Genomic DNA, 22,201 nt, shown 5'->3' with positions numbered 1-22,201 from the left:
AGATAAGAAAAAAGCTCAAAACGTTTAGGTTTTGAGCTTTTTATGGAATAGCTGTTAAAAGCCTCTACAAGAAAATACTAAATAAATAATACAAGATGGCTGCCAGGGCTGCTGAAACAGGTATAGTTAGTACCCATGCCCATAAAAGGCCTACTGTTACGCCCCAGCGTACTGCGGAAATCCGCTTGGCTAAGCCGACCCCGATGATTGAGCCGGTGATCGTATGAGTAGTTGAAACCGGGATCTTAAAGTGTTCTGTAATAAATAAGGTAATCGCTCCGGCAGTTTCAGCCGCAACTCCTTCTAATGGGGTCACCTTAGTGATCTTGGTACCCATGGTTTTTACGATCTTCCATCCGCCACTCATGGTACCTGCTGCAATGGAGGTGTAACAAGCTATTGGAATCCATTCCGGAATATGGTTGATCTTCACTTTGCCATCGATAACCGTGTAAGAAACGTGTAACCAATGAGGAATATCATCGACATTTAAATTGGCATCTTTTAAGTAAACAATAACGGCAGCAGCAATAATACCCATTACTTTCTGAGCATCGTTACCACCATGACCTAAACTAAAAAGAGCCGAAGAAAGAAGCTGAAGCTTTTTAAACCACCACTCCGCCTTGCCTGGGTTGGCATACCGGCAAATATTGACGATGATGACCGTTATGGTATATGCCATGATCATCCCCACAATGGGAGCGATTACAATAAAAGCCGCCACTTTTCCAACTACACCAAGGTTAACCACATCAAGACCGCCATGTGCGAGAGCAGCGCCTGCAAAGCCACCAATTAAGGTATGCGATGAGCTGGACGGGATGCCCAGCCACCATGTAAGTAAATTCCAGCAAATAGCAGCGACTACACCAGCGAGAATCACTACCATGCTGATATTCATGGTATCCGCTGTTTTAGCAACCGTATCAGCAACATTAAGGTGAAATATCCAGTACGCAAGAAAATTAAAAAAAGCGGCCCAAATAACGGCCTGGAATGGGGTAAGGACTTTTGTGGAAACTACTGTGGCAATAGAATTGGCTGCATCGTGAAAACCATTGATATAATCAAATATCAGCGCCAAGATAATCACGACAATTAATAATGTAAAACCCATAAAGCTTTGTAAAAAAGAATTGGTTTAAAAACTTATGCGTGTTTTACAAGAATGGATTCAAGAACATTAGCTGCATCTTCGCACATATCTGTGGCGGTTTCGAGTGCTCCCAGAACTTCTTTGTATTTAATCAGATTGACAGCGTCTTTTTCATATTCAAAAAGCTGTCCGACTGCGTTATCAAATACGTAATCTGCTTTATTCTCTATGCTATTGATGCGAACGCATGAATCAGCAATAGTGCGTATATTTTTTAAATCCCGAAGTTCGCGCATGGCTTTATCAAGCTCCTGACAACTCTCGAGAACTAAAGCAGCTAATTCTTTAATTGGGGGAGTAATAAGAGTGACTTTGTACAGACTCATTCGTGATGCCGAACCGTGTATATAGTCGGCTATGTCATCAATAGCTGATGCCAGGCGATGGATATCCTCGCGATCAAAAGGTGTAATGAAGTTTTTGCTTAATTCCAGATGTATCTGGTGTGTGATTTCGTCACCAATATGCTCGAGGTCTTCGATGTCCTTAAAGAGCGCTGCACGCAGGGTTAGATCTTCGGTGTTAACCGCTTCTACCAATTTTTCTCCTAACTTGATCAGATTCGAACTGTCTTGCTCAAAGAGCGGAAAGAATTTTTTGTCTTTGGGGATGAAGTATTGAAAAATAGTGTTCAATGACATGCTCGATTTTTTAAAGTGTGCAAATCTACAACGCTAATGTTAAATTAATGTTAACTCCCTAAGTTTTGTTTTGTTCCTGCTTTGTCTAAAGTAAATGCGAAAGTTGAACCAATACCTTCTGTACTCCTGACACTTATGGTTTGCTGATGTGCCTCAATAATGTGTTTCACGATAGCCAGACCCAATCCGGAGCCACCACCTTCACGTGATCTGCTTTTATCTGTTCGGTAGAACCTTTCAAAAAGCCTCGGAAGATATTTTTCATCGATACCAGTGCCATCATCGGTTACTTCAACCAGCACCTGATTATGCATGCTAAAGATCTTAAACGAAGTACTGCCATTTTCCTTGCCGTATTTGAAAGAATTGTCAGTTAGATTTACGAGAACCTGTCGTATCTTTTCCCTGTCTGCCCACACCGGTGTTGGAGTATGATATTTTTCCTTGAATATCAGACTGATCTTATACTGTTTGGCTTTAACCTCCAGGGATTCTGTAACTTCCTGTATTAGTTGGACTAGATCGAATTTAGTATAATTGATTGGGATTTCTCCAGTCTCTAGTTTAGAAATTGCATCGAGATCTTTGATCAGAAAACTCAGGCGATCAACATTCTTGGCAGCTTTCTGTAAAAATTTCTGGGTAGTAACCTCATCAGTATCACCATCCTGAAGTGCTTCAATATATCCCTGGATTGCAAAAAGAGGTGTTTTAAACTCGTGTGAGATATTAGATAAAAATTCACGCCTGAATTTCTCCTGATCCTTTAAAGCCTCGATCTCAGACTTTTTCTCCCTTGCCCATTCCTTCACCTCGTGCTCCACATCATTGATTGGGTCAGGACTTACGTACTCGCCCAACGCATCTTTAAGGTCTTTACCCAATTTAAGGTTATGGATAAGCTTGTATATAAGTTTGATCTTGCTGTAAACAAACCGCTCGATCAGATAGTAGAATACGATATAGCTAACAATTAAGGCTACACCGAAGGTTAAAGCCATGTCTGACAACTTTTGAGAAAAATAGTAATTGACAATTGCAAGTGCCAGGGCTACAGCCAAGGCGTTCAAAAAAACCAATACGCGTAATTTCATGGTTGCAATTTAGCTATTTAAAAGATTTGCCGTGAGTGCTTTTAACCACCATTTTGGCAAGAACGGGAGACCTTTTCAACAAGTTTATCGCCAGGTTGCTGAATTGTGGGTGTATTAATAGTTTTTGAATATACCGGCCGGCCTTCAGGCGCATTGCAAACTGATTCTCCCATCGGTTTTTATAATGTCTTTCCAGGGCCAGCCTGCCTGGATGATCGATATACTTGCCATTTTGTATGATGCATTCCGCCAATAGCTTACCGGAGTGAATAGCCATAGCCATTCCATTTCCACATAGTGGAGTGATCATCCCAGCTGCATCGCCGCAAAAAAGAATATGATTTTCTACAAGTGTTTTCTTCTCGAAACTAATCTCATTAATTACCTCTGGTTTGTCCGAAACAAATTCTGCATTGCCGAAGATTTGTTTTAAATGGGGATTTTTAAATAGAACTTCGCCTTCCAACGCAACGATATTCTTATGGTTTTTTAAGTTTTCCGTTTTTGTCAGGTAACAGAGATTATAAAGATCGTCTTCTATTTTGCAGGTTCCGCAATAGCCGCCTTCAAAGTTGTCCAGTCTGATTACATCTTTTGGCAGGTCAGTTTTTATATGATATTTAACGCCCATATACGGACTGCGCTGGTAGAAGAAGGTTCGGTTTAGCTTCTGATCCAGATTCGCACGCTTTCCATAAGCGGCGATTACCAAATCGCAGGTGATGACGGTGCCGGATGATAGTTCAATTGCGAATTGTTCCTTTTCAAACTTTATATCATTTGCTTTATCCAGAATGAAGTCTACCCCTAAATCCTTTGCGGCCTCGTGTAAGTGATTATCCAGAACATACCGGCTTATTCCAAATCCACCCATCTGAAGCGGAATGTCAACCGCGCTGCCGCCCATCGAACTTACAATGAGCCTTGAAATATTGGCAGGGTTATATTGACTAATGTCTAGCTGCAGGGATTTAAAAAACGGCAAAACTTCATTAGAAATGTATTCTCCGCAAACACGGTGAAACGGGAATGCTTTCTTCTCAATAATGGTTACCGGGTAACCCTGCTTTCTTAAAAGAATGGCTGATGTTAGTCCGGCAAGACCGGCACCGATTATGGCAATTGAAATTGCTTGTTTTCCTGGTGTTGGCGGCATTATCTACTCAGTTGGTTCACTGGTTTAACTTTTAGGCAGACCTGCCAGCGGAATGCCCACATCCAATTGACGGTATAGATGTTGAATCCCGCTTGTTTCAACATCTCTTGCAATTCTTGTTTTTTAAAACCCCTCAACACGGACAACATAGAATCATGCTTCACCATCGTAGAACGTGAAAACAACCGGGTTAAGATGCCGATAGAGTGGTATGCAAGCCAATGACGGTGCAGATCATTGATCACTACGTACTGCCTGGCACATTCTGCCATTTTTTGAATGAGCGCAACCCATTCTTTTTCAGGAAAGTGATGTGTAAAGAGGCTTGATATAACCACGTCAAATTGATCCTTCTGCAGGTCTATACTCATAACATCACTGTGGATATATGATATCTCTGGATAACCTGTTGATTTTTCTCTCGCATATTCAACGGCTGAAGCGGTTGCATCCACACCAATCAGTTTTAGCTTTATATCGCGCTTACGAGCCCATTGTGCAATAACCCGCAGCGAGTCTCCGCCGCCGCAACCCCAGTCACTGACGGTCATCCCATCTTGTAGACCTAATGTTTCAAAGGCATCGAAAAATACCCTGTACCCACCCAGAAGCTTGTTTACCACTTCAAGCTCATCCATAATAGGGTCAATAACCTGGTGGCCCAGGCTAAAGTCGTCCATCATTTCAGCTTCATTGCTCCTGACGCGAAAATCCGGCATATCAGTTGCGTTCCAGAATGAGTGATTCGACCGTTAAACCCGGTCCGAAAGCAAAACTCATGATATTTTCTCCCTGGACTGCGTTAGTGTTTTCCATCGTCTTTTTCAGTACATATAAAACCGTTGCGGACGACATGTTCCCATAATCGCGTAAAGTGTCGTATGCAAACAGGTTGGCCTTTTCCGATATTCCTAAAGCGCTTTCTGAAGCTTCCAGGATCTTCTTTCCACCAGGATGCACAGCGAAAGCTCCAATATCTCCAAGTAAGAGTTCGGCTTTTTTTAGTAATTTATCGCTAATAGGCGCGATATGGTTTTTAATCATTTTAGATACCTTCGAAGTTAGTTTCATTTCAAAACCCATGTTGCCAACGTGCCAGCCCATTTCATGATGCGCCTCGGGAACAAATTCAGAATAGAAAGTCTTCAATTTTAAGGAATTTCCGGCCTTGTTTCTCTGATGATTATTCTCAATGATTACGGCGGCCGCGCCGTCAGAGAACAGAGAATTGGCAACCCAATTATCAAGGGTGTTTTCTTTCTGAAAATGTAGGGTACAAAGCTCAATGCACACTACTAATACCGTGGCATCATCTTCTGCCCTGCAAATATAGTCAGCTACTTTAAGGGCGTTGATAGCCCCATAACAACCCATAAAATTGATGCACGTGCGTTCGATATTACGGTTCAGCCCTAACTTTTCTACCAATTCAATATCAATTCCTGGGGCATGCATCCCTGTACAGCTCACAGTTATCAAATGAGTGATCTGTGAAGGTGACAGGTCGGGCAGCAATTGCAGGCAATTAGTGGCTGCCTCAGTTGCTATTTCAGCTGCGGTATGCTGGTATAATTTCAACCGGTTTTGAGTACATGGGAACGGCTCAAGGGTAGAGTTTTTCGCAAAGAACAAATGTTTACCAAAGTCTTCTTCACCAAAGTCGGGGATCACCGAGTAGCGATAATCAATACCAGAATGATCATAGATCTTTTTAAGGCGCAGCGCATTGTTTTGATCTAATCCAAAAGCCCGCGTCATGAACTCAAGTATTGATGATTGTTTAATACGATATTTTGGATTGGCGGTACCAATAGCACTAATGCAACTGCTCATGTTTTCGGATTAAGACTTAAAAGCTTTCGTAATGATGAACACACTTTTAACCGCCCTGTTTGATTTGACCAAATTACACAATAAGCAATTAATGTTAATTTCGTTCATGAAGTTATTTAAAGCCCTTATTCCATCGAGGTCAGCATTGGTGCATTTAAGGTTTTTCTTTTCTTTTTTCCTGATGCCTATCTTTCTGTTCGCTTTAAGTCAGGCCCCACAGGTAATCATTTTCAATGCAATCCTAACTTTTATCATCTGGCACCTTCTGGTCTATCCGGCAAGCAATGGTTATAACAGCTATTTTGATAAAGACGAAGGAAGCATTGCGCTGGTTGAGAAGCCGCCACAAGTAGATAAGACCTTGTATAACTTTTCCCTATTGCTGGATGCTTTAGGCCTGGTTCTCGCTTTTTTGGTGAGCAGAGAGTTGGTTGCAGCGGTGTTGCTTTACGGCATTTTCTCTAAGCTTTACAGTCATCCTTTGACAAGGCTAAAAAAATACCCGGTAATCAGCTTTCTAATAGTTTTTATCTTCCAGGGAGCTTGCATTTACTGGAGCAGTTATGCGGCGATATCAGGTCTTAGCCTTTTAGGCGGATGGAATACAAATTTTATCGTAGCCGGTTTGATCTGCTCCTGCCTGATCGGGGCAACCTATCCCTTAACGCAGGTTTACCAGCACGAAGAAGATGGCAAACGTGGCGATAAAACGCTAAGCATGATCCTGGGGATAAAAGGATCCTTTGTTTTTTCAGCTGTGCTTTTCGTTATAGCTACCGTTTTGCTGTATTTATACTGGGTTAATCTCGGCGAGCTGATAAAATTTTGGTTATTCCTGCCATTCGCATTACCCGTTTTCGCGGTGTTTATAGACTGGGCCAGAAAGGTTTGGAAGAATGAGCACGCAGCGAACTATGAGAATATGTCAAAAATGACCCTCGTAAGCGGAGCGCTGATGTTATTATATTTTGGAGTATTGAATCTTATTTAGCCAGAGACCTAACGAAGTCTGTATACTCTGTGGGAAGAGCGTGTTCTTTTGCCCCGCTAAGTATGGTAGTTAAATATTCTTTGCGGGGATAAATACCTTCGTCATCGGCATTAGAGATAAAAGTGAAAGCTTGAACATTGCCACCTTCTGTTTCAATCGGCACTTCGATAAGACTATAACCCGGTTCTGTCTTCAACAGGATCTCCCGGTATCCTTCATCTACCTGGTATAACACACCGAATACATCTTCAGATTCAGAAGAAATAATATTTGCTCTTGCAGTTCCATCAGAGTTCTTGCGGTTGAAACGGAATCCGTAATCAATCAGTCTGCCCTGAATATAATCCTGAACTTTGCCGTTGATGCGCTGTTCAAGAACTGAGACCTTCAGGTTACTGGCATAAGCGAAATAATAAAAGTAGCTACTGTTTTCCATTCCATTCATTGTTAAACTGTTCGAGGTAGGTTTCCATGAATTGATGACGTTCAATCGCAATCTGTCGCCCGGTGTTGGTGTTCATCCGATCTTTCAACAGAAGCAATTTTTCGTAGAAGTGATTGATGGTCGGAGCTGTTGAGTTCTTATACTCCTCTTTGCTCATATTAAGCGCAGGTTCAACATCCGGATTGTACATTTCCCGGTTTTTATAACCCCCATATGTAAAAGCCCGGGCAATGCCGATAGCCCCTATAGCATCTAACCGGTCAGCATCCTGAACAATTTGCATTTCCAGCGACTGAAAATTGATAACCCCCAGGCTAGATTTAAAAGACATATTCGCGATAATATTCTGAACATGTTCAATCACACCTTCCTGGACCTTAACGCTTTCCAGGAACTCTCCAGCTATCTTAGGGCCAACTTCCTCATCGCCATCATGAAACTTGCTGTCAGCGATATCATGCAGTAAGGCCGCGAGTTCAACAACCAGCATATCCGCTTTTTCTGATTGTCCGATCAGCTTTGCGTTATTCCAAACTCTTTGGATGTGCCACCAATCATGCCCTGCTTCGGCATGTTTAAGAGTATGTTTTACAAACTCTGCGGTTTGAACAATTATGGAAGACATAGATACCCTGTTATATAGTCTCTTTGGGCTCCCTTTTACTTCCCTGATATAATTCATACTCCAGCATTCTACAGTCAAGTTTGCCGTTGTAAAACTCAATGCGTTGCGAGGCTTTTAAGCCGATCTTTTTCGCCAGATCAGGGTTTCCGGTAAAAATATAACCACGATAGCCCTGGCATTTTGATTTCATGAAATCGCCGATACGCTTGTAGGTGGCTTCCAGCTTGGTGTGGACACCCAGCCGCTCGCCATACTCGGGGTTGAAGATCACAACACCCGGTCCTTCGGGAACAGGTGTATCTTCAAAATCACAAACCGAAAACTCGATCAGGTGATCAACACCTGCGGTTCTCGCGTTTCTAATGGAGACATCAACCGCGTCTTCAGAAATATCTGTAGCGATGATCTTTGCTTCAGTTTCTTTCTTAGACTGGTCTTTCAGCTTACGACGTTCGGTAAAAAACACTTCTTCTTCATAGCCCATTATATGCATAAAGCCGTAGTTCATTCGAAATAATCCGGGAGCCTTATCAGTCGCTAACAGTGCTGCCTCGATAGCCAGGGTTCCTGAACCGCACATGGGAACAACGAACGGACTTTTCTTATCCCAGCGAGTAGCCATAATAGTTCCACAGGCTAAGGCCTCCAGCATAGGTGCCTTTCCGGGAATTTTACGATATCCATGCTTAGCAAGGGTCTCTCCGGAAGTATCAATGAAGATGTCGGCTTTAGTATCTTTCCAATACAGGTGAATCACTGCTTTATTCCCGTCTGAGCCACTGTTCGGGCGGATGCCTTTTTTTTCTTTGATCCTGTCAACAATGGCGTCTTTCACCTTCAGATTAGCAAACAGGGGAGTAGTTATAGTTTCATTGTCCACATTGCTGGTGACAGAAAAATAGCCGGTAAAATCAATTAGTTTTTCCCATTCAAATTCCAGGAGCTCTTTATATAACCTGGCGGGATTTTCAGCCTCAAAACTCTTTAGATGATAAAGGATCTGGCTGGCACAGCGTAAATTTAGATTTAACGGGATGCAGTCGTTGAGAGTGCCTTCCAGCTCAACGCCGGTACTAAAACTGCGGGTTATGGTGTAACCGAGTGCTTCAACTTCCTGCTGTAAATAAGTGGATAAACGTTTGTTGCAGGTTATTACAATTCTGCTGTTGGTGTGGAAAACTTGCATAATAAATTGCGAAGTTAATCAATTAAAACCTGCCTTAATTTTTTACTTTTACAAACCCATTTTCGAAAGGCTCCCCATTTTTCTAAGGAACCCATGTTTGAATGTTGAAGGGAAGGTTTTTAAAATTTCTGAACATTAAAAAAGTTACATAGCCATGGACATTAAAGGAAAAGTACATGAAATTTCACCGGTAATCGAGGTGAATGAAAAATTCAAAAAGCGTGAATTGATTGTAGAGTATGCTGACAATCCTCAGTATCCTGAGTTCTTAAAGTTTGAGGCACAGCAGGATAAAGTTTCTTTGTTAGATTCTCTTAAGGTTGGCGATCAGGTAGAAGTGTTTTTCAACCTTCGTGGTCGTCCCTGGACTAACAAAGAAGGCGTTACCTCTTATTTCAACAATATGATTGTTTGGAGAGTGAATGTATTAGGCGCGGACGCCTCGACAGGGGCTGCATCCCCTGAATATGCTAAGCCGGTTGATATCACCTCGACTGCTGAAGACGACGATCTTCCGTTCTAGTTCAATTAAGAATTAAGATAAAAAACCTGTATGACGAAAAGCCATACAGGTTTTTTTTATTTATCCATCATAGGTTATTCATACGCTATAAAATCAATTCTTAATTCCTCATTCTTAATTCTTAATTATTCTTTCACCATCTTCCTAACAAACGTTTTACTTCCCTGGCTGATATGGATATAATATACCCCATTCTTTGGTAAACTGATCTGCTTAAAATAAGTGCCGTTAATGCTGGGCCTATCTGCAAATAGCTCTTTCAAATTACTGTCCAGAACCTTTACGTCAGTGGTGCCTTTTCCGCTCAGATTGAATGTGAGATTTAACTTTCCGTTCGAAAAATTAGGAGACAAATTGAGATCGTTTACCTCCAGAGTGACCTTGTCTTTATTAAGATTCAGCTTTTTTAAAGTCTCCTGACTAACCTCAGAGATGCGGATGCTCATGCGGCTACTAACACCGTCCTTATCTGTACTTACATAATTAAATGTTTGGGAATTCTCTCTCCGTCCACCCCGATCGAACACTCTATCTTCATCAAACAATACCCGTGGATGCGAACCCTCCATCATTCTCGGAAGACTGCGAAGACGCGGATTTATTGTTATCATTCTGTCGTGCATATTGCTGTCCAACCCATCCGTATCAAAATTGAAGCGGAAGTTTCTGCGAAGCGAATCGCCGTCGAGGGCTATCAACAGGCTATCGGAATCAAATTTAAAAACTCGGGTATGCCCGTTACCGTCATCCTTTGACCGCCACCTCAAAACGCGCGGTTCTTTATGCCCCTGACGTATAATAATCTCCGTCTCTTCTTTTCCGTCTTTCTTATTGCGCATAATCTTACGGTCTTTAAGGCTTTTATCCTTGTCCTTTAATTCCTTCAAAAGAGTCTTACGCTCGGCAGGCGAAGCTTCACTAAGCTTTTTTCCGTTAATGATTGTATCTCTGTCGTTAATAATAATGGTTTTCCGGACTTCTTTCTTTTTCTGCGCTTTAACTGCACCTGCGCCCATTATGATCACTACCGTGGCCATCAGGGAAAGACCGAAATGTATATATCTTTTCATAACAAGGTTTTAATTTATCCAAAGTTAAATCTCGTTAAAAGCCTATACTGTTAAAGCTTTGTTAAAATATGTTAAAGGTGTTCAACGATGATTTAAGCACCGGTTGTTGAATAGCCCGTTAAATCGTTAAATTTAAACTACTTAAATTATCTGTTTCAAATTTAGTTGTGTTTGTCGTTTTAGACCTTTCGGTAGTTTAACCAGACGGGCGTGGATACCTGCAAGATGGTGGTGAAAGCGACTTATATTATCAGCCTCATGAATGACATAGTTAACTGTGTTGCATACCAAAGTGGCCGACGCCTGCTTGATGTCGATTTAAACAATGTGCACGACGTTCTTAGTGAAGCCGATAAGTTTGTATGGATTGGCCTTTACGAGCCATCAGAAGAGATTCTAAGTAAAGTACAGGCAGAATTTGGCCTACATGATCTGGCTATTGAGGATGCTCACCGGGCCCATCAGCGACCAAAGCTTGAAGTCTACGGAGACTCGCTTTTCATAGTGGTGCGTACTGCGCATATGAATAAAGACGCTCACATTGAACTCGGAGAAACTCATTTTTTTGTAGGCGAGAATTTTATCGTCAGTGTAAGGCACGGCTCGTCGGTTGCGTATAAAGAGGTTAGAGCACGCTGCGAATCAACCCCGGAATTATTGACTTTAGGACCTGGATTTGTTCTTTACGCCATAATAGATTTTATTGTTGACAGATATTTCCCAGTTGTGAACGAGCTCGAGATTCAGTTGGTAGCCTTGGAAGAAAGAATATTCAAGGACAAGCCTAACCGGCAGACCACTGAAAACATATATCAGTTGAAACGCGAGTTGCTGGAAGTGAAACGTGCTGTATCTCCCTTGATCGATATCTGCAATCGTTTAATGCGATTGGATAAGAGGAGCATCTCCGGTCAAACGCTCCCGTATTTCCGCGACATATACGATCATTCCGTCCGTTTGAATGACATGGTTGATAACACCCGGGAGTTGTTGAACACGGCACTTGAGGCAAATTTTTCACTGATTTCCATATCGCAGAATGATACATCAAAGCGATTCGCAGGTTGGGCAGCTATCCTGGCGGTCCCTACTATGATTGCTGGCTTCTACGGTATGAACTTCAGGTTTATGCCCGAATTGGAATGGGAATACGGATACTACGCGGTGATAATTTTCACAGTTAGTGCCTGCATCTTACTTTATTATTTTTTCAGGCGGTCGGGGTGGTTGTAGGCAAGTCCTGTAGCTTGGGGTCAGTTCACTGCCCTCAACTGGAGGCAATTTGCTGAATCCGAAGCTAAAGAAGTAGCGGTATTTTTGAAGGCTAACAGGATCTTCTCTGCAGGTGGAAACCCTGGCGAAATTCTTTACATTATCTTACATTAATTGGTCACGCTAATTTATAGCGCGATAAAATCCTGATCTCTTAAAACGGTACAATCTCACTCCACTGTTAAAATATGTTAAATGCAATTTGACACAGAACTCGTTATGTATTTTTGTGAAGAATGAAGAAAAGGAGTATCAGTTTAATTATTGGTTTGATGGCTCTTGCCCTACTTGGGGTAATGGCTATGCAATTCTATTTTTTGAGGCAGTCTTTTCAGCTTAAATCGCAGTTATTTGATCAAAACGTAAATGAGGCATTAGGAAATGTAGTTGCTAAGCTCGAAAAATTGGATGCTAATAACTTCCTGACAAACAAAGCTGAAATCAGGCATAGAATTCAGGAGACGACTCAGAAGCGCCTGGTATCTGCGCCCAAGCTGAAGATTAAGCCGCGGCCGGTGAGGAAAAAGGCTCCTGTGGAGACGTATGCCTCTATGCTAAAAACCGAACAGCGAAAGGCCGACAGTATTTTCTTTCTTCGCGACAGCCTGTACCGTTTACGACATCCAAACATTATTGCTTTTAATGATGCCCTGACGGCCGCTGAGTTAAAGAACATGGAGTATAGGCTTCAGGTTGATATTTTCCAATTTGAAGATGCACTGGGTCAGATTCATGAACGTACGCAGCAGACTTTATCCAAGGCCCTGAGAAGTCCGACAGTTAACGACATGATCAACGCTTCTGCTTTCAGCCGCGATTCTGTGAGGCAATATATTATTATGGACCCCCAGACCGGTAAGCCCAGCGTCTATACCCTGGCGCGACCCAAGCTCACTAATATCTCCAGGCCCCCGCCTGTGCCTAAGGAACCAGAAAGGGTTAAGGTTAAAAAAGTGAAGGAATATTTCGATTCCGAGAAGGAAAATAAGGCTCTTTTTGAGGATCTGGCTACCGAGTATCAACAAGTGTATACGCCTCTAAACAAGCGTGTGCATCCGCTGATTTTGGATTCTATGCTTCGTAACGAGCTGCAGAACCAGTCCATCAACAGTTACTTCGAGTATAAGGTAACTTCTGCAAAGAGAGATTCGCTGATCTTCACCCGGGCGTCTACCAATTCACCCTTCCTGCCTTACAATACCTACCAGACTGCTCTTTTTCCAAAGGATATGATCCGTGACACAGGCTTGCTGACTATTACTTTTCCGGAAAAGAATAATATCATCCTGGCCAACTTAACGGCGATGATGGGTTTATCAGGAGGTTTACTGCTAATTTTATTATTCTGCTTCGGATATACTATTCATTCAATTCTGCAGCAAAAGAAATTGTCAGAGATGAAAACAGATTTCATCAACAATATGACCCATGAGTTTAAAACTCCTGTTGCTACCATTATGATCGCCAGCGAGGCCTTGAAAGATCCGGAGCTTACGGAAGATAAAACCAGGGTTGATCGTTTGGCCAATATCATCTATGATGAAAACGTTCGCCTCGGAAACCATATAGAAAGGGTATTGAATATCGCCAAAATAGACAAAGGCGATCTGAAGCTGGAACACAAGGAAGTGGAGATGAACGATCTTCTGGCCGCTATTATCGATAGTATGGCCCTGCAGCTTGAAAAGCGCAATGCCACTGTAGATCTGCAGCTCAACGCAACCAATGCGATGATCATGGGAGACGAGCTGCATTTATCCAATGTTATTTTCAACCTGATTGACAACGCCAATAAATACAGTAAGGGTGATCCGGAAATTAAGATTACAACTCAAAATGCAGGGAAAAACTTAATCATAAAAGTTGCAGATAAAGGTATTGGTATGAACCGCGATCAGCAGGCGAAGATCTTCAGCCAATTTTACCGGATCCCCACCGGTAATTTACATGATGTAAAAGGATTTGGTCTTGGATTAAGTTATGTGAATGATATCGTAAAACGTTTGAAAGGAAGCATCAAGGTGCGAAGTGAGAAAGATAGAGGGTCAGAATTTGAGATTACACTCCCGGTTCGCAGCACCGAAGTGGCTTAACATGTCAAGTAAATAGGAATTAAATTGTATTTTCCGTCTTTAGGAAGGCCTTATGAAGAAAATTTTATTAGTTGAGGACGACCCAAATCTTGGGATGCTTTTGCAGGATTATTTGCAGTTGAAGGGCAAGTTTGATGTAGTTCTGGCTAAGGACGGAGAGGAAGGTTTGAAAGCTTTCACCAAAAGTCATTTCGACCTCTGTATCCTGGATGTGATGATGCCTAAAAAGGATGGCTTTACATTAGGTAAAGATATCAGGAAGGTAAATGCTGATATCCCGATTATTTTCGCCACCGCTAAAACCATGATTGAAGATAAGTCGGAGGCCTACAACCTTGGTGGCGATGACTATATTACCAAGCCGTTCCGGATAGAGGAACTGCTACTCCGGATCAATGCCTTGTTAAAGCGTGTAACCGATTCGGATAAAAAAGAGAGTGCAGCACAAGAAACTCATTTCAGCATCGGCAAATATAATTTTGATTACACAGCGCAGTTGATCAGCACTGACGAAAGGCAGCAGAAGGTATCAACCAAAGAAGCCGAACTACTGCGTTTGTTGTGCCTTCGCAAAAATGAAGTGCTTACCCGCGAGGAAGCCCTTATCAGCATCTGGCATGACGATAATTACTTTAACGGGCGCAGTATGGATGTTTTCCTGAGTAAATTGCGAAAATACTTAAGGGATGACCCCAAAGTGGAAATCATCAATGTGCATGGTAAAGGCTATAAACTTCTCGAAAATTAAGGAAGTTTAGGCTTTATATAAGTCCTTAACACCAAGGCGGACAATTGTTAGATGGCGTGGAGATGGCGCTGATACCGCAGTATTCCCAGAACATGCCGATTGTAAAGAAGCTTATGAGCTAGCAAAACCAGTTCAGGGAACAAGCGAACTTTTAATGGCCTCGAATAACTGACCAACAGCCCGTCTCAGGGTTTGGTGTTCTATTGAATAATTTCATCTATTTTGGATGAAATATTTGAAGATGAAGTTTCCCTCCCTGCATTCGCTTTACTCCAGTTTCAAGTACGTGTTAACACGCTTTCCATTTGAAATAGCGTTTGCACTTATTGGCGTCACAGCCACCATCATCAATATTGAGATAAGTAGTCTGGAAGTTGAAATCTCCAATTGGTGCACCCGCGTGATAATGGTTGCCAATCTGGGTTTAGTGCTGTCTTTATCTGCTACTTTATTTGCAGAAAACCGTCACTTAGCCACAGCCCGAAAGTATAGCCTGCGCGTTGCAGCAATCATAATTGCCTTTCTTTTTCTATTTCTTTTGAATCCTCTGGTTAGAGAGACCGATGTACTCAGGTTTATTCTGCTGGCAATAGCCTTTCATTTATTGGTATCCTTTGCTGCCTTTGCAGGGAGAGATCATATTAATGCTTTCTGGCAATTTAACAAGACATTATTTCTTAGGTTCCTTACCGGAGTGTTGTATAGTGTGGTTCTTTTTCTTGGACTGTCGGCAGCTATCGGGTCAATGAACCTGCTATTCAATTTTCAGTTCGAGTCGGATACCTTTGCTATACTGTGGGTATGCATAGCAGGATTATTTCTAACAATCTTTTTCCTCTCAGGTGTACCCGAAGATGTCAATGTGCTTGAAGGCGACAAAAGCTATCCGAAAGGATTAAAAGTATTTACCCAGTACGTACTTATACCCCTTGCCAGCGTCTATGTCGTTATTCTGCTTGCGTATGAAATAAAGATATTGGTAACCAGGGATCTCCCCAAAGGCATGGTGTCGAATCTTATTCTAGGCTATGCTGTTTTTGGAATCTTATCACTCCTGCTGGTTTACCCGGTCAGGAACCTCGAAGAAAACAAATGGCTCAAAACCTACAGCAAAAGTTTTTACTTCCTCCTTGTTCCGCTGATCCTGTTGCTGATCTGGGCAGTTGCCGCCAGGGTTATTGATTACGGTGTCACAGAGCAGCGTTACTTTTTGATTGTGCTGGCGGTATGGCTCGCTTTTATTACTGGGTATTTTTTGCTTTCAAAACGACAGGATATCAAAATCATACCAATCAGTTTATTTATTGTGACGCTGTTTACCGTTTATGGTCCACAGGGAGCATTTGCGGTCTCTAAAGCATCTCAAAAAAACCAGCTAAAAGAACTTTTTGCGAAATATGGCGCTTTGAAGAATCAGCAAATGGCACCCATTACAAAGCCGATTGATTCTACAGACCGTGCTCGTATCGCCAATATATTGAACTACCTGGTTGTTAATCATGGGATGAAAAGCATTGAGCCTATAAGCACGGCCGATCCTGAAAATATCGAGAAGCATTACGGTAGCAAGATCAAACCTGATTCTCTTAATCAGCGTTTTGTACGTTATCAAGTCCGTCAAGATGTGCAGGACAGTTTATTGCGGGCATTGAACGTGCCTTCAATTTCGCGCGACCACAAGTATGGCATCGAAAGTGAAAAGGTACTCAGGTTTGGTTTAGCAAAAGAAGATGTGCTGAATGTAGCCGGTTATAACCTGGCCGTCACTGTTAACAGTGTGCGAAGTGATTCAAATAGTAAAAGCACTTTGTTCACTCTTCGGGATCAGCTTTACCAGGTAAAAGTGGATAGCACTGATTCTCTTCTGATCGTCCAGGGCAAAGACTCTCTCACCTTTAATTTAGCCCAGCGTCTTAAGGATCTGATAAGCAAATCCCGATCTTTCAAAAAAGATCCAGACGCCCCTAAACTACTCGTTCCTGAACAGGAAATGATAATGGATGGTAGGCTAAAAAACACTCAGGTTCGGCTATATATTCATGTAATTGAAGGGGGTTATCGCGAGCCAGAAAACAAGGATTTATATGTTCTTTATTATCACGGAGTACTATTAATTAAGTAAAATATTTTTTAAATTTATATAACGAATTTCCTATAATAGCATTTACCGTAGCCTTCAAATTTACTAGCTGAAACCCATATTCAGATAGTTTCTTCGCACACACATTCTCAAAGTTAAATTGTACTAAATGATAATATACTGATCATTCACAATTTTAAGAAGAGGGGATATGAGTAAAGTTTTATCCTACCTAACAACTGAAACAATTAATAGCATTACTCATGCCTTGGGGGTGTTATTTGGAATATTTTTTATTCCTTCCCTTGTTTTATTCGCATTCCAGTATGGCACTACCGCACAGTTGGTGGGTGTGAGTATCTACGGCGCCTGTTACTTTAGCACATTTACTCTTTCAACCCTATATCATGCCGCCAGGCCCGCAAGAATTAAGCAGCGGCTCGAACTGCTGGACCATATCAGCATCTATTTTCTGATTGCAGCGACTTATACCCCATTTGTGATTAATTATATGTTCAATTCTACGGGTATTACTTTCCTGTGGGTAATCTGGTGTTCGGTGGTAATGGGGGTTATCTTTAAACTAGTTTATTTAAATCGCTTTATTCTCCTCTCAGTGGTTTCCTATGTCAGCGTAAGTATGCTCTTCCTGTTTGTTCGCGATGCATTTATCGCGAAGATGCCGCCTGACGTTGTTAACCTTCTCTACATTGGCATTTTTCTCTATCTGCTGGGAATCATCTTCTTCTTCTGGTTAAAACTTAAGCATCATCATGCATTATGGCATTTGTTTGTATTGGCCGGAAGCATTTGTCACTACCAGGCTGTGTGGCTAAGTATCAGAACTTGATTCTTAAACCCAATAAAAAAAGGGTATAACTGCTTCGGCGTTACCATGTGCTTACAGGGTGCTTACTACATGCTCACTATGTCATCCTTCGATCAAAATATAGTGAGCACCCTGTTATCACATTGAGAGCATATGATTATTGTGAAGTAAATTCCGAGGAAGTGTTTTAGTGAGTCCGATGTTGGGCGGTCGCTTCTTCGGTTATATTTTATTATGCAGACAAAAAATGTGAAAGTAAAAAACCGCCATTTCATCCAGAAATGGCGGTTTGGAACGGGTTTATTAATAGGATTACAAATCGAATTTAATTCCCTGGGCCAGGGGTAGTTTATCCGAGTAATTGATGGTATTAGTTTGACGGCGCATGTATACACGCCAGGCATCGGAACCTGATTCGCGACCGCCACCTGTATCTTTCTCACCGCCAAAGGCTCCGCCTATTTCAGCTCCCGAGGTACCTATATTGACGTTAGCAATTCCACAGTCAGATCCGTTTGTTGAAAGAAACTGTTCTGCTTCGCGAAGATTTAAAGTCATAATGGATGAAGACAATCCTTGCGGAACGCCATTTTGCAGAGCAATAGCTTCGTCAAGAGTACTGTACTTCATCAGGTATAGGATAGGGGCAAAGGTTTCATGCTGAACAATTGCAAAGTCGTTTTTGGCTTCCGCGATGCATGGTTTTACATAGCAGCCGGATTCGTAACCCTCGCCTTCAACTATACCGCCTTCGACAATAAAGTTACCGCCCTGCGACTTACACTTTTCTATAGAATCAAGGTAGGAATTCACTGCATCCTGATCGATCAGGGGTCCGACATGGATATTTTCATCCAGAGGGTTGCCAATTTTCAGCTGACTATAGGCTTTAACAAGTTTGTTCTTAAATTCTTCGTACACACCTTCGTGGATGATTAGTCTGCGGGTCGATGTGCAACGCTGACCGGCCGTGCCTACAGCACCGAATACAGCGCCGATTAACGACGTTTCGAGATCGGCGTCTTTAGAGATAATAATGGCATTGTTTCCTCCGAGTTCCAAAAGACTGCGTCCTAACCGGGCTCCCACTGCGGCGCCGACGGCCTTGCCCATGCGGGTTGAGCCGGTTGCAGAAACAAGAGGCACTCGTGTATCCTTGCTAATCAGTTCGCCGATATTGCGGTCGCCGATAATAAGGCATGAAACGCCTTCAGGAACATCATTGGCGGCAAAAACTGTAGAAATTATATTTTGGCAGGCAATAGCAGTTAAAGGAGTTTTTTCTGAAGGCTTCCACACACAAACATCACCGCAAACCATGGCTAAGGCGGCATTCCAGCTCCACACGGCCACCGGGAAGTTAAAGGCGGAGATGATGCCGACTACACCAAGAGGATGCCACTGCTCATACATACGGTGCAGGGGACGTTCGGAATGCATGGTAAGTCCATACAACTGGCGGGATAATCCTACCGCAAAATCGCAGATATCAATCATTTCCTGCACCTCGCCATAACCTTCCTGCAAACTTTTCCCCATCTCATAGGATACTAATTTGCCAAGGTTCTCTTTCTGGTCACGTAACGCCTCACCCAACTGCCTGATAATATCTCCGCGCTTGGGGGCGGGCCAGGTGCGCCAGGTTTTAAAGGCTTCTTTTGCCTTATCAATTGTATTGTCATAATCTTCTGCGGTGGCAAACTTCACCGAAGCTATTTCCTTTCCATCAACGGGAGACAAAACGGGGTGTAAAGTATCACTAGCTGCACTGAACCAATTTTGACCGGTACTGGCGGCTTCGTTTACAGTCTTTATTCCGAGGTCACGTAGAATGGGAGTAATGTCAATCTGCATAATATTTCGTATTTTTGTCAAAGTTAATCATTTCCACAAAGGCGGGTCATCACGGGAAACTCAAATAGGGGTTAGTAATAATTTCAAACTTATTTAATTTATTTTCAGGGAATTAAGTATTCTGGAGTTAGTATGTGGAAAACTAAAACTTTACAGACAAACTTTTTAGCCTAAATTGATTGAAACACTGATCTGGCAGGTTTATTGAAGTATTCAATAGCCTCGCCGGGCAAACGTTCTTAATCGTAGTATTGCATAGATGGAAGAAGATTTTGAATTTGATTTTTCCGAAGATCCACGGTTTTCGGTCGAGCGTTATGAAGAAATGATCCGCAATCAGGATCAGTATTTCTTCGATTCGCTTGCTTTTGAAAATATCATTGACTATTACATAGAAAAAAACGATCCGATAAAGGCGCTTCAGGTAGCCGAGTATGCTATAAATCAACATCCGTTTGCCGCAGTGTTTTTTGTTAAGCAGGCACAGATGTACGTTGCTACCGATCAGTTAGATAAGGCTTTTGATGCTTTAATCAAAGCTGAAATGCTTGAACCCTCCGAAGCGGACATTTATACTATTCGCGGTAACATTTATGAGGGCCTTGAACGTTACCAGGAATCCCTTGAAAATTACGAAAAGGCGCTGAGTCTTGCCGAAAGTACCGACGAGATCCTTTTGCATATCTCGTACATCTATCAAAATATGGGGGATTACGATAGTGCAGTTACTTATCTGAAGCTTTGTTTACAGCAAAATATGGAAAATCAGGATGCGCTCTATGAGCTTGCATTCTGCTATGATGTACTGGACAAGCAAGAGGAAAGCATAAAGTTTTACGAGCAGTATATTGATAACGAGCCGTACTCCTACGCTGCCTGGTATAATTTAGGCAACGCATTTAATAAGATGGAGTTGTTCGAGAAGGCTATTGATGCATATGACTACGCCATCCTGATAAAAGACAATTTTGCATCGGCTTACTTTAATAAGGGTAATGCGCTGGTGCACCTTGACCGTTATGCTGAAGCCATCACCGTTTATAAGCAAACTTTTGAATACGAACCTCCCAGCGGTGATACATATTGCGCTATAGGCGAGTGTTACGAAAAGCTGGAGAAGATGGATGAAGCACGCTCTTTCTATAAGAAATCTGTAAAGCTTGATCCTAAGCAGTCAGATGCATGGTTCGGAATCGGGGTAACCCTTGATTTTGAAGAGCGCTATTTCGAGTCCCTGCATTTTTATAAAAAGGCGCTGGATCTGGATGAAACCAATGCGGACTACTGGTTTGCTATTGCCGATGCTCATTATAAGCTTAAACAACTTGCCGAATCTGAAAAGGCTTACGAGAAAGTTGTTGAGCTAAATCCGGTAGATATCGAAGCATGGTTGGATTACTCATCCATTTTATTTGAACAGGAAAAGCTGGATAAAGCGATAGAAACTATTTCTGAAGGGATTAAAAACAACCCTGATGCTGCTGAGCTCTTTTATCGTATGGTCGCCTACCTTTTCGCCGACGGACAGTATAATGAAGCCTTAACGTTTTTGGAAACCGCGCTAAATACTGATCCTGATAAGCATTCTATACTCTTCGAGTACCTTCCGCAATTGCAGGAGAACAAGATCATTATCGATATTATCAACCGGTATACCCGGTAATATCCACCCCCAAAAAATGATCTTTGGTTTCTAATTTTTTTTTTGAGATTTGCAGCATGAATTATACGTTAAAAAATATTCCTGAGCGTAGCCAAAAACCCCGTCAACATGGTTTAACTATGGTCATGGATAAAGGGCTCAGCATCCGCCAGATAGAAGATTTTTTAGAAGTAGCCGGCGTACATACCGATATTGTTAAGCTTGGCTGGTCTACCTCTTTTGTAACACCTAACCTTGAGCAGAAACTTAAAATATATCGTGATGCTGGTATTCCCGTTTATTTTGGGGGTACTTTATTCGAAGCTTTCATTATCAGAAATCAATTTGATGACTACCGCCGGATACTTGATAAATACGGAATGGAGTATGCTGAAGTATCAGACGGTTCTATTACCATAGATCATGATGAAAAGTGTGGCTATATTCGCACGTTGAAGGAGCAGGTTACGGTTATCTCCGAAGTAGGGTCAAAAGATGCTGCAAAGATTTTGGCCCCCTATAAATGGATTGCCCTGATGAAAGCGGAGATTGAAGCTGGGTCATGGAAAGTAATTGCCGAAGCACGCGAAAGCGGTAACGTTGGCATCTATCGTGATTCGGGAGAAGTACGCCAGGGTCTTGTTGATGAGATCTTAACTCAGATTCCCGAAGAGACAATTATCTGGGAAGCCCCTCAAAAAGCACAACAGGTTTGGTTCATCAAGCTGATCGGAACAAATATTAATCTCGGTAATATAGCTCCGGCAGACGTCATTCCGGTCGAAACACTGCGTCTTGGATTGCGCAGCGATACCTTTGATCACTTTTTGGATTTAAAACAAGTTTAAAGTTATGTGGTTATCTGTTGCGTCCTGCAATCAAACCAACAAAATAAAAATGCACACCGCTTTAACAGTATCGACCTTTTAATTTTAGCAAAAACCCTGTAATGCTTATTAT

20 protein-coding genes are annotated in these 22,201 nt (G+C 42.1%); 9 read left to right on the top strand and 11 right to left on the bottom strand.

Annotated elements, in window-relative coordinates:
• Positions 1-64: 64 nt before the first annotated feature.
• Genes AC1MCB_RS14750 through AC1MCB_RS14725 form a run of 6 tightly spaced genes read right to left on the bottom strand, consistent with a single transcriptional unit; the run spans position 65 to position 5,883 of the window.
• Positions 65-1,120 (bottom strand): inorganic phosphate transporter, encoded by a 1,056-nt coding sequence (locus tag AC1MCB_RS14750; RefSeq protein WP_479965470.1) that lies wholly within the window; start codon positions 1,118-1,120, stop codon positions 65-67.
• A 32-nt stretch (positions 1,121-1,152) separates the two neighbouring features.
• A complete protein-coding gene (locus tag AC1MCB_RS14745) occupies positions 1,153-1,800 on the bottom strand; it encodes a DUF47 domain-containing protein (protein WP_479965469.1) in 648 nt (215 codons plus the stop codon).
• Between the two features lie 50 nt (positions 1,801-1,850).
• Entirely contained in the window at positions 1,851-2,894 is a 1,044-nt protein-coding gene (locus AC1MCB_RS14740; protein WP_479965468.1) for a sensor histidine kinase, read from the bottom strand.
• Between the two features lie 13 nt (positions 2,895-2,907).
• Positions 2,908-4,050, bottom strand: a complete 1,143-nt coding sequence (locus tag AC1MCB_RS14735; RefSeq protein ID WP_479965467.1) for an NAD(P)/FAD-dependent oxidoreductase — start codon at positions 4,048-4,050, stop codon at positions 2,908-2,910.
• Positions 4,050-4,769, bottom strand: coding sequence for a methyltransferase domain-containing protein (locus AC1MCB_RS14730; protein ID WP_479965466.1), 720 nt, complete (start codon positions 4,767-4,769; stop codon positions 4,050-4,052). The genes AC1MCB_RS14735 and AC1MCB_RS14730 overlap by 1 nt, the downstream gene beginning before the upstream one ends.
• Before the next feature lies 1 nt (position 4,770).
• Positions 4,771-5,883, bottom strand: coding sequence for a type III polyketide synthase (locus AC1MCB_RS14725; RefSeq protein ID WP_479965465.1), 1,113 nt, complete (start codon positions 5,881-5,883; stop codon positions 4,771-4,773).
• A 31-nt stretch (positions 5,884-5,914) separates the two neighbouring features.
• Here AC1MCB_RS14725 and AC1MCB_RS14720 point away from each other — a divergent pair, with 31 nt between their 5' ends.
• The gene (locus tag AC1MCB_RS14720) at positions 5,915-6,874 is read left to right on the top strand and encodes a UbiA family prenyltransferase (RefSeq protein ID WP_479965464.1); all 960 of its coding nucleotides are present in this window, start codon (positions 5,915-5,917) and stop codon (positions 6,872-6,874) included.
• Here the strand turns inward: AC1MCB_RS14720 and AC1MCB_RS14715 are convergent.
• Genes AC1MCB_RS14715 through AC1MCB_RS14705 form a run of 3 tightly spaced genes read right to left on the bottom strand, consistent with a single transcriptional unit; the run spans position 6,867 to position 9,130 of the window.
• The gene (locus tag AC1MCB_RS14715; RefSeq protein WP_479965463.1) at positions 6,867-7,310 is read right to left on the bottom strand and encodes a gamma-glutamylcyclotransferase; all 444 of its coding nucleotides are present in this window, start codon (positions 7,308-7,310) and stop codon (positions 6,867-6,869) included. The two genes, AC1MCB_RS14720 and AC1MCB_RS14715, sit on opposite strands and share 8 nt — an antisense overlap.
• On the bottom strand, positions 7,297-7,944 hold the full coding sequence (locus tag AC1MCB_RS14710) for an HD domain-containing protein (protein ID WP_479965462.1): 648 nt from the start codon (positions 7,942-7,944) through the stop codon (positions 7,297-7,299). The genes AC1MCB_RS14715 and AC1MCB_RS14710 overlap by 14 nt, the downstream gene beginning before the upstream one ends.
• Before the next feature lie 10 nt (positions 7,945-7,954).
• Positions 7,955-9,130 carry a THUMP domain-containing class I SAM-dependent RNA methyltransferase gene (locus tag AC1MCB_RS14705; RefSeq protein WP_479965461.1) on the bottom strand — a complete coding sequence of 392 codons (1,176 nt, stop codon included), beginning with the start codon at positions 9,128-9,130 and terminating at the stop codon, positions 7,955-7,957.
• A 154-nt stretch (positions 9,131-9,284) separates the two neighbouring features.
• Between AC1MCB_RS14705 and AC1MCB_RS14700 the strand changes: the two genes are divergently transcribed.
• Positions 9,285-9,653, top strand: a complete 369-nt coding sequence (locus AC1MCB_RS14700) for a DUF3127 domain-containing protein (RefSeq protein ID WP_479965460.1) — start codon at positions 9,285-9,287, stop codon at positions 9,651-9,653.
• A 125-nt stretch (positions 9,654-9,778) separates the two neighbouring features.
• Here AC1MCB_RS14700 and AC1MCB_RS14695 read toward each other — a convergent pair whose 3' ends face one another.
• Positions 9,779-10,723, bottom strand: coding sequence for a T9SS type A sorting domain-containing protein (locus AC1MCB_RS14695; protein ID WP_479965459.1), 945 nt, complete (start codon positions 10,721-10,723; stop codon positions 9,779-9,781).
• 210 nt (positions 10,724-10,933) lie between these two features.
• Between AC1MCB_RS14695 and corA the strand changes: the two genes are divergently transcribed.
• From corA to trhA, 5 genes are all read left to right on the top strand, one after another.
• Complete coding sequence (gene corA / locus AC1MCB_RS14690; RefSeq protein ID WP_479965458.1) at positions 10,934-11,956, top strand: magnesium/cobalt transporter CorA; 1,023 nt, start codon at positions 10,934-10,936, stop codon at positions 11,954-11,956.
• A gap of 275 nt (positions 11,957-12,231) precedes the next feature.
• A complete protein-coding gene (locus AC1MCB_RS14685; protein WP_479965457.1) occupies positions 12,232-14,088 on the top strand; it encodes a sensor histidine kinase in 1,857 nt (618 codons plus the stop codon).
• Between the two features lie 52 nt (positions 14,089-14,140).
• The gene (locus tag AC1MCB_RS14680) at positions 14,141-14,836 is read left to right on the top strand and encodes a response regulator transcription factor (RefSeq protein ID WP_479965456.1); all 696 of its coding nucleotides are present in this window, start codon (positions 14,141-14,143) and stop codon (positions 14,834-14,836) included.
• A 241-nt stretch (positions 14,837-15,077) separates the two neighbouring features.
• Positions 15,078-16,958: a DUF4153 domain-containing protein gene (locus AC1MCB_RS14675; RefSeq protein ID WP_479965455.1), complete on the top strand. Its 1,881-nt coding sequence runs from the start codon at positions 15,078-15,080 to the stop codon at positions 16,956-16,958.
• Between the two features lie 169 nt (positions 16,959-17,127).
• Entirely contained in the window at positions 17,128-17,766 is a 639-nt protein-coding gene (trhA, locus tag AC1MCB_RS14670; protein WP_479965454.1) for a PAQR family membrane homeostasis protein TrhA, read from the top strand.
• 291 nt (positions 17,767-18,057) lie between these two features.
• On the opposite strand, the gene amaB is transcribed toward trhA, so the two are convergent.
• Positions 18,058-19,599 (bottom strand): L-piperidine-6-carboxylate dehydrogenase, encoded by a 1,542-nt coding sequence (amaB, locus tag AC1MCB_RS14665; protein ID WP_479965453.1) that lies wholly within the window; start codon positions 19,597-19,599, stop codon positions 18,058-18,060.
• 259 nt (positions 19,600-19,858) lie between these two features.
• On the opposite strand from amaB, the gene AC1MCB_RS14660 reads away from it, so the two are divergent.
• The gene (locus AC1MCB_RS14660; protein WP_479965452.1) at positions 19,859-21,262 is read left to right on the top strand and encodes a tetratricopeptide repeat protein; all 1,404 of its coding nucleotides are present in this window, start codon (positions 19,859-19,861) and stop codon (positions 21,260-21,262) included.
• Between the two features lie 56 nt (positions 21,263-21,318).
• Positions 21,319-22,089: a phosphosulfolactate synthase gene (locus AC1MCB_RS14655; RefSeq protein WP_479965451.1), complete on the top strand. Its 771-nt coding sequence runs from the start codon at positions 21,319-21,321 to the stop codon at positions 22,087-22,089.
• The last annotated feature ends 112 nt before the right edge of the window (positions 22,090-22,201 follow it).

The organism is Daejeonella sp. AP26 (genome assembly GCF_056680515.1).
This window is presented reverse-complemented; position numbering and strand designations above follow the sequence as displayed.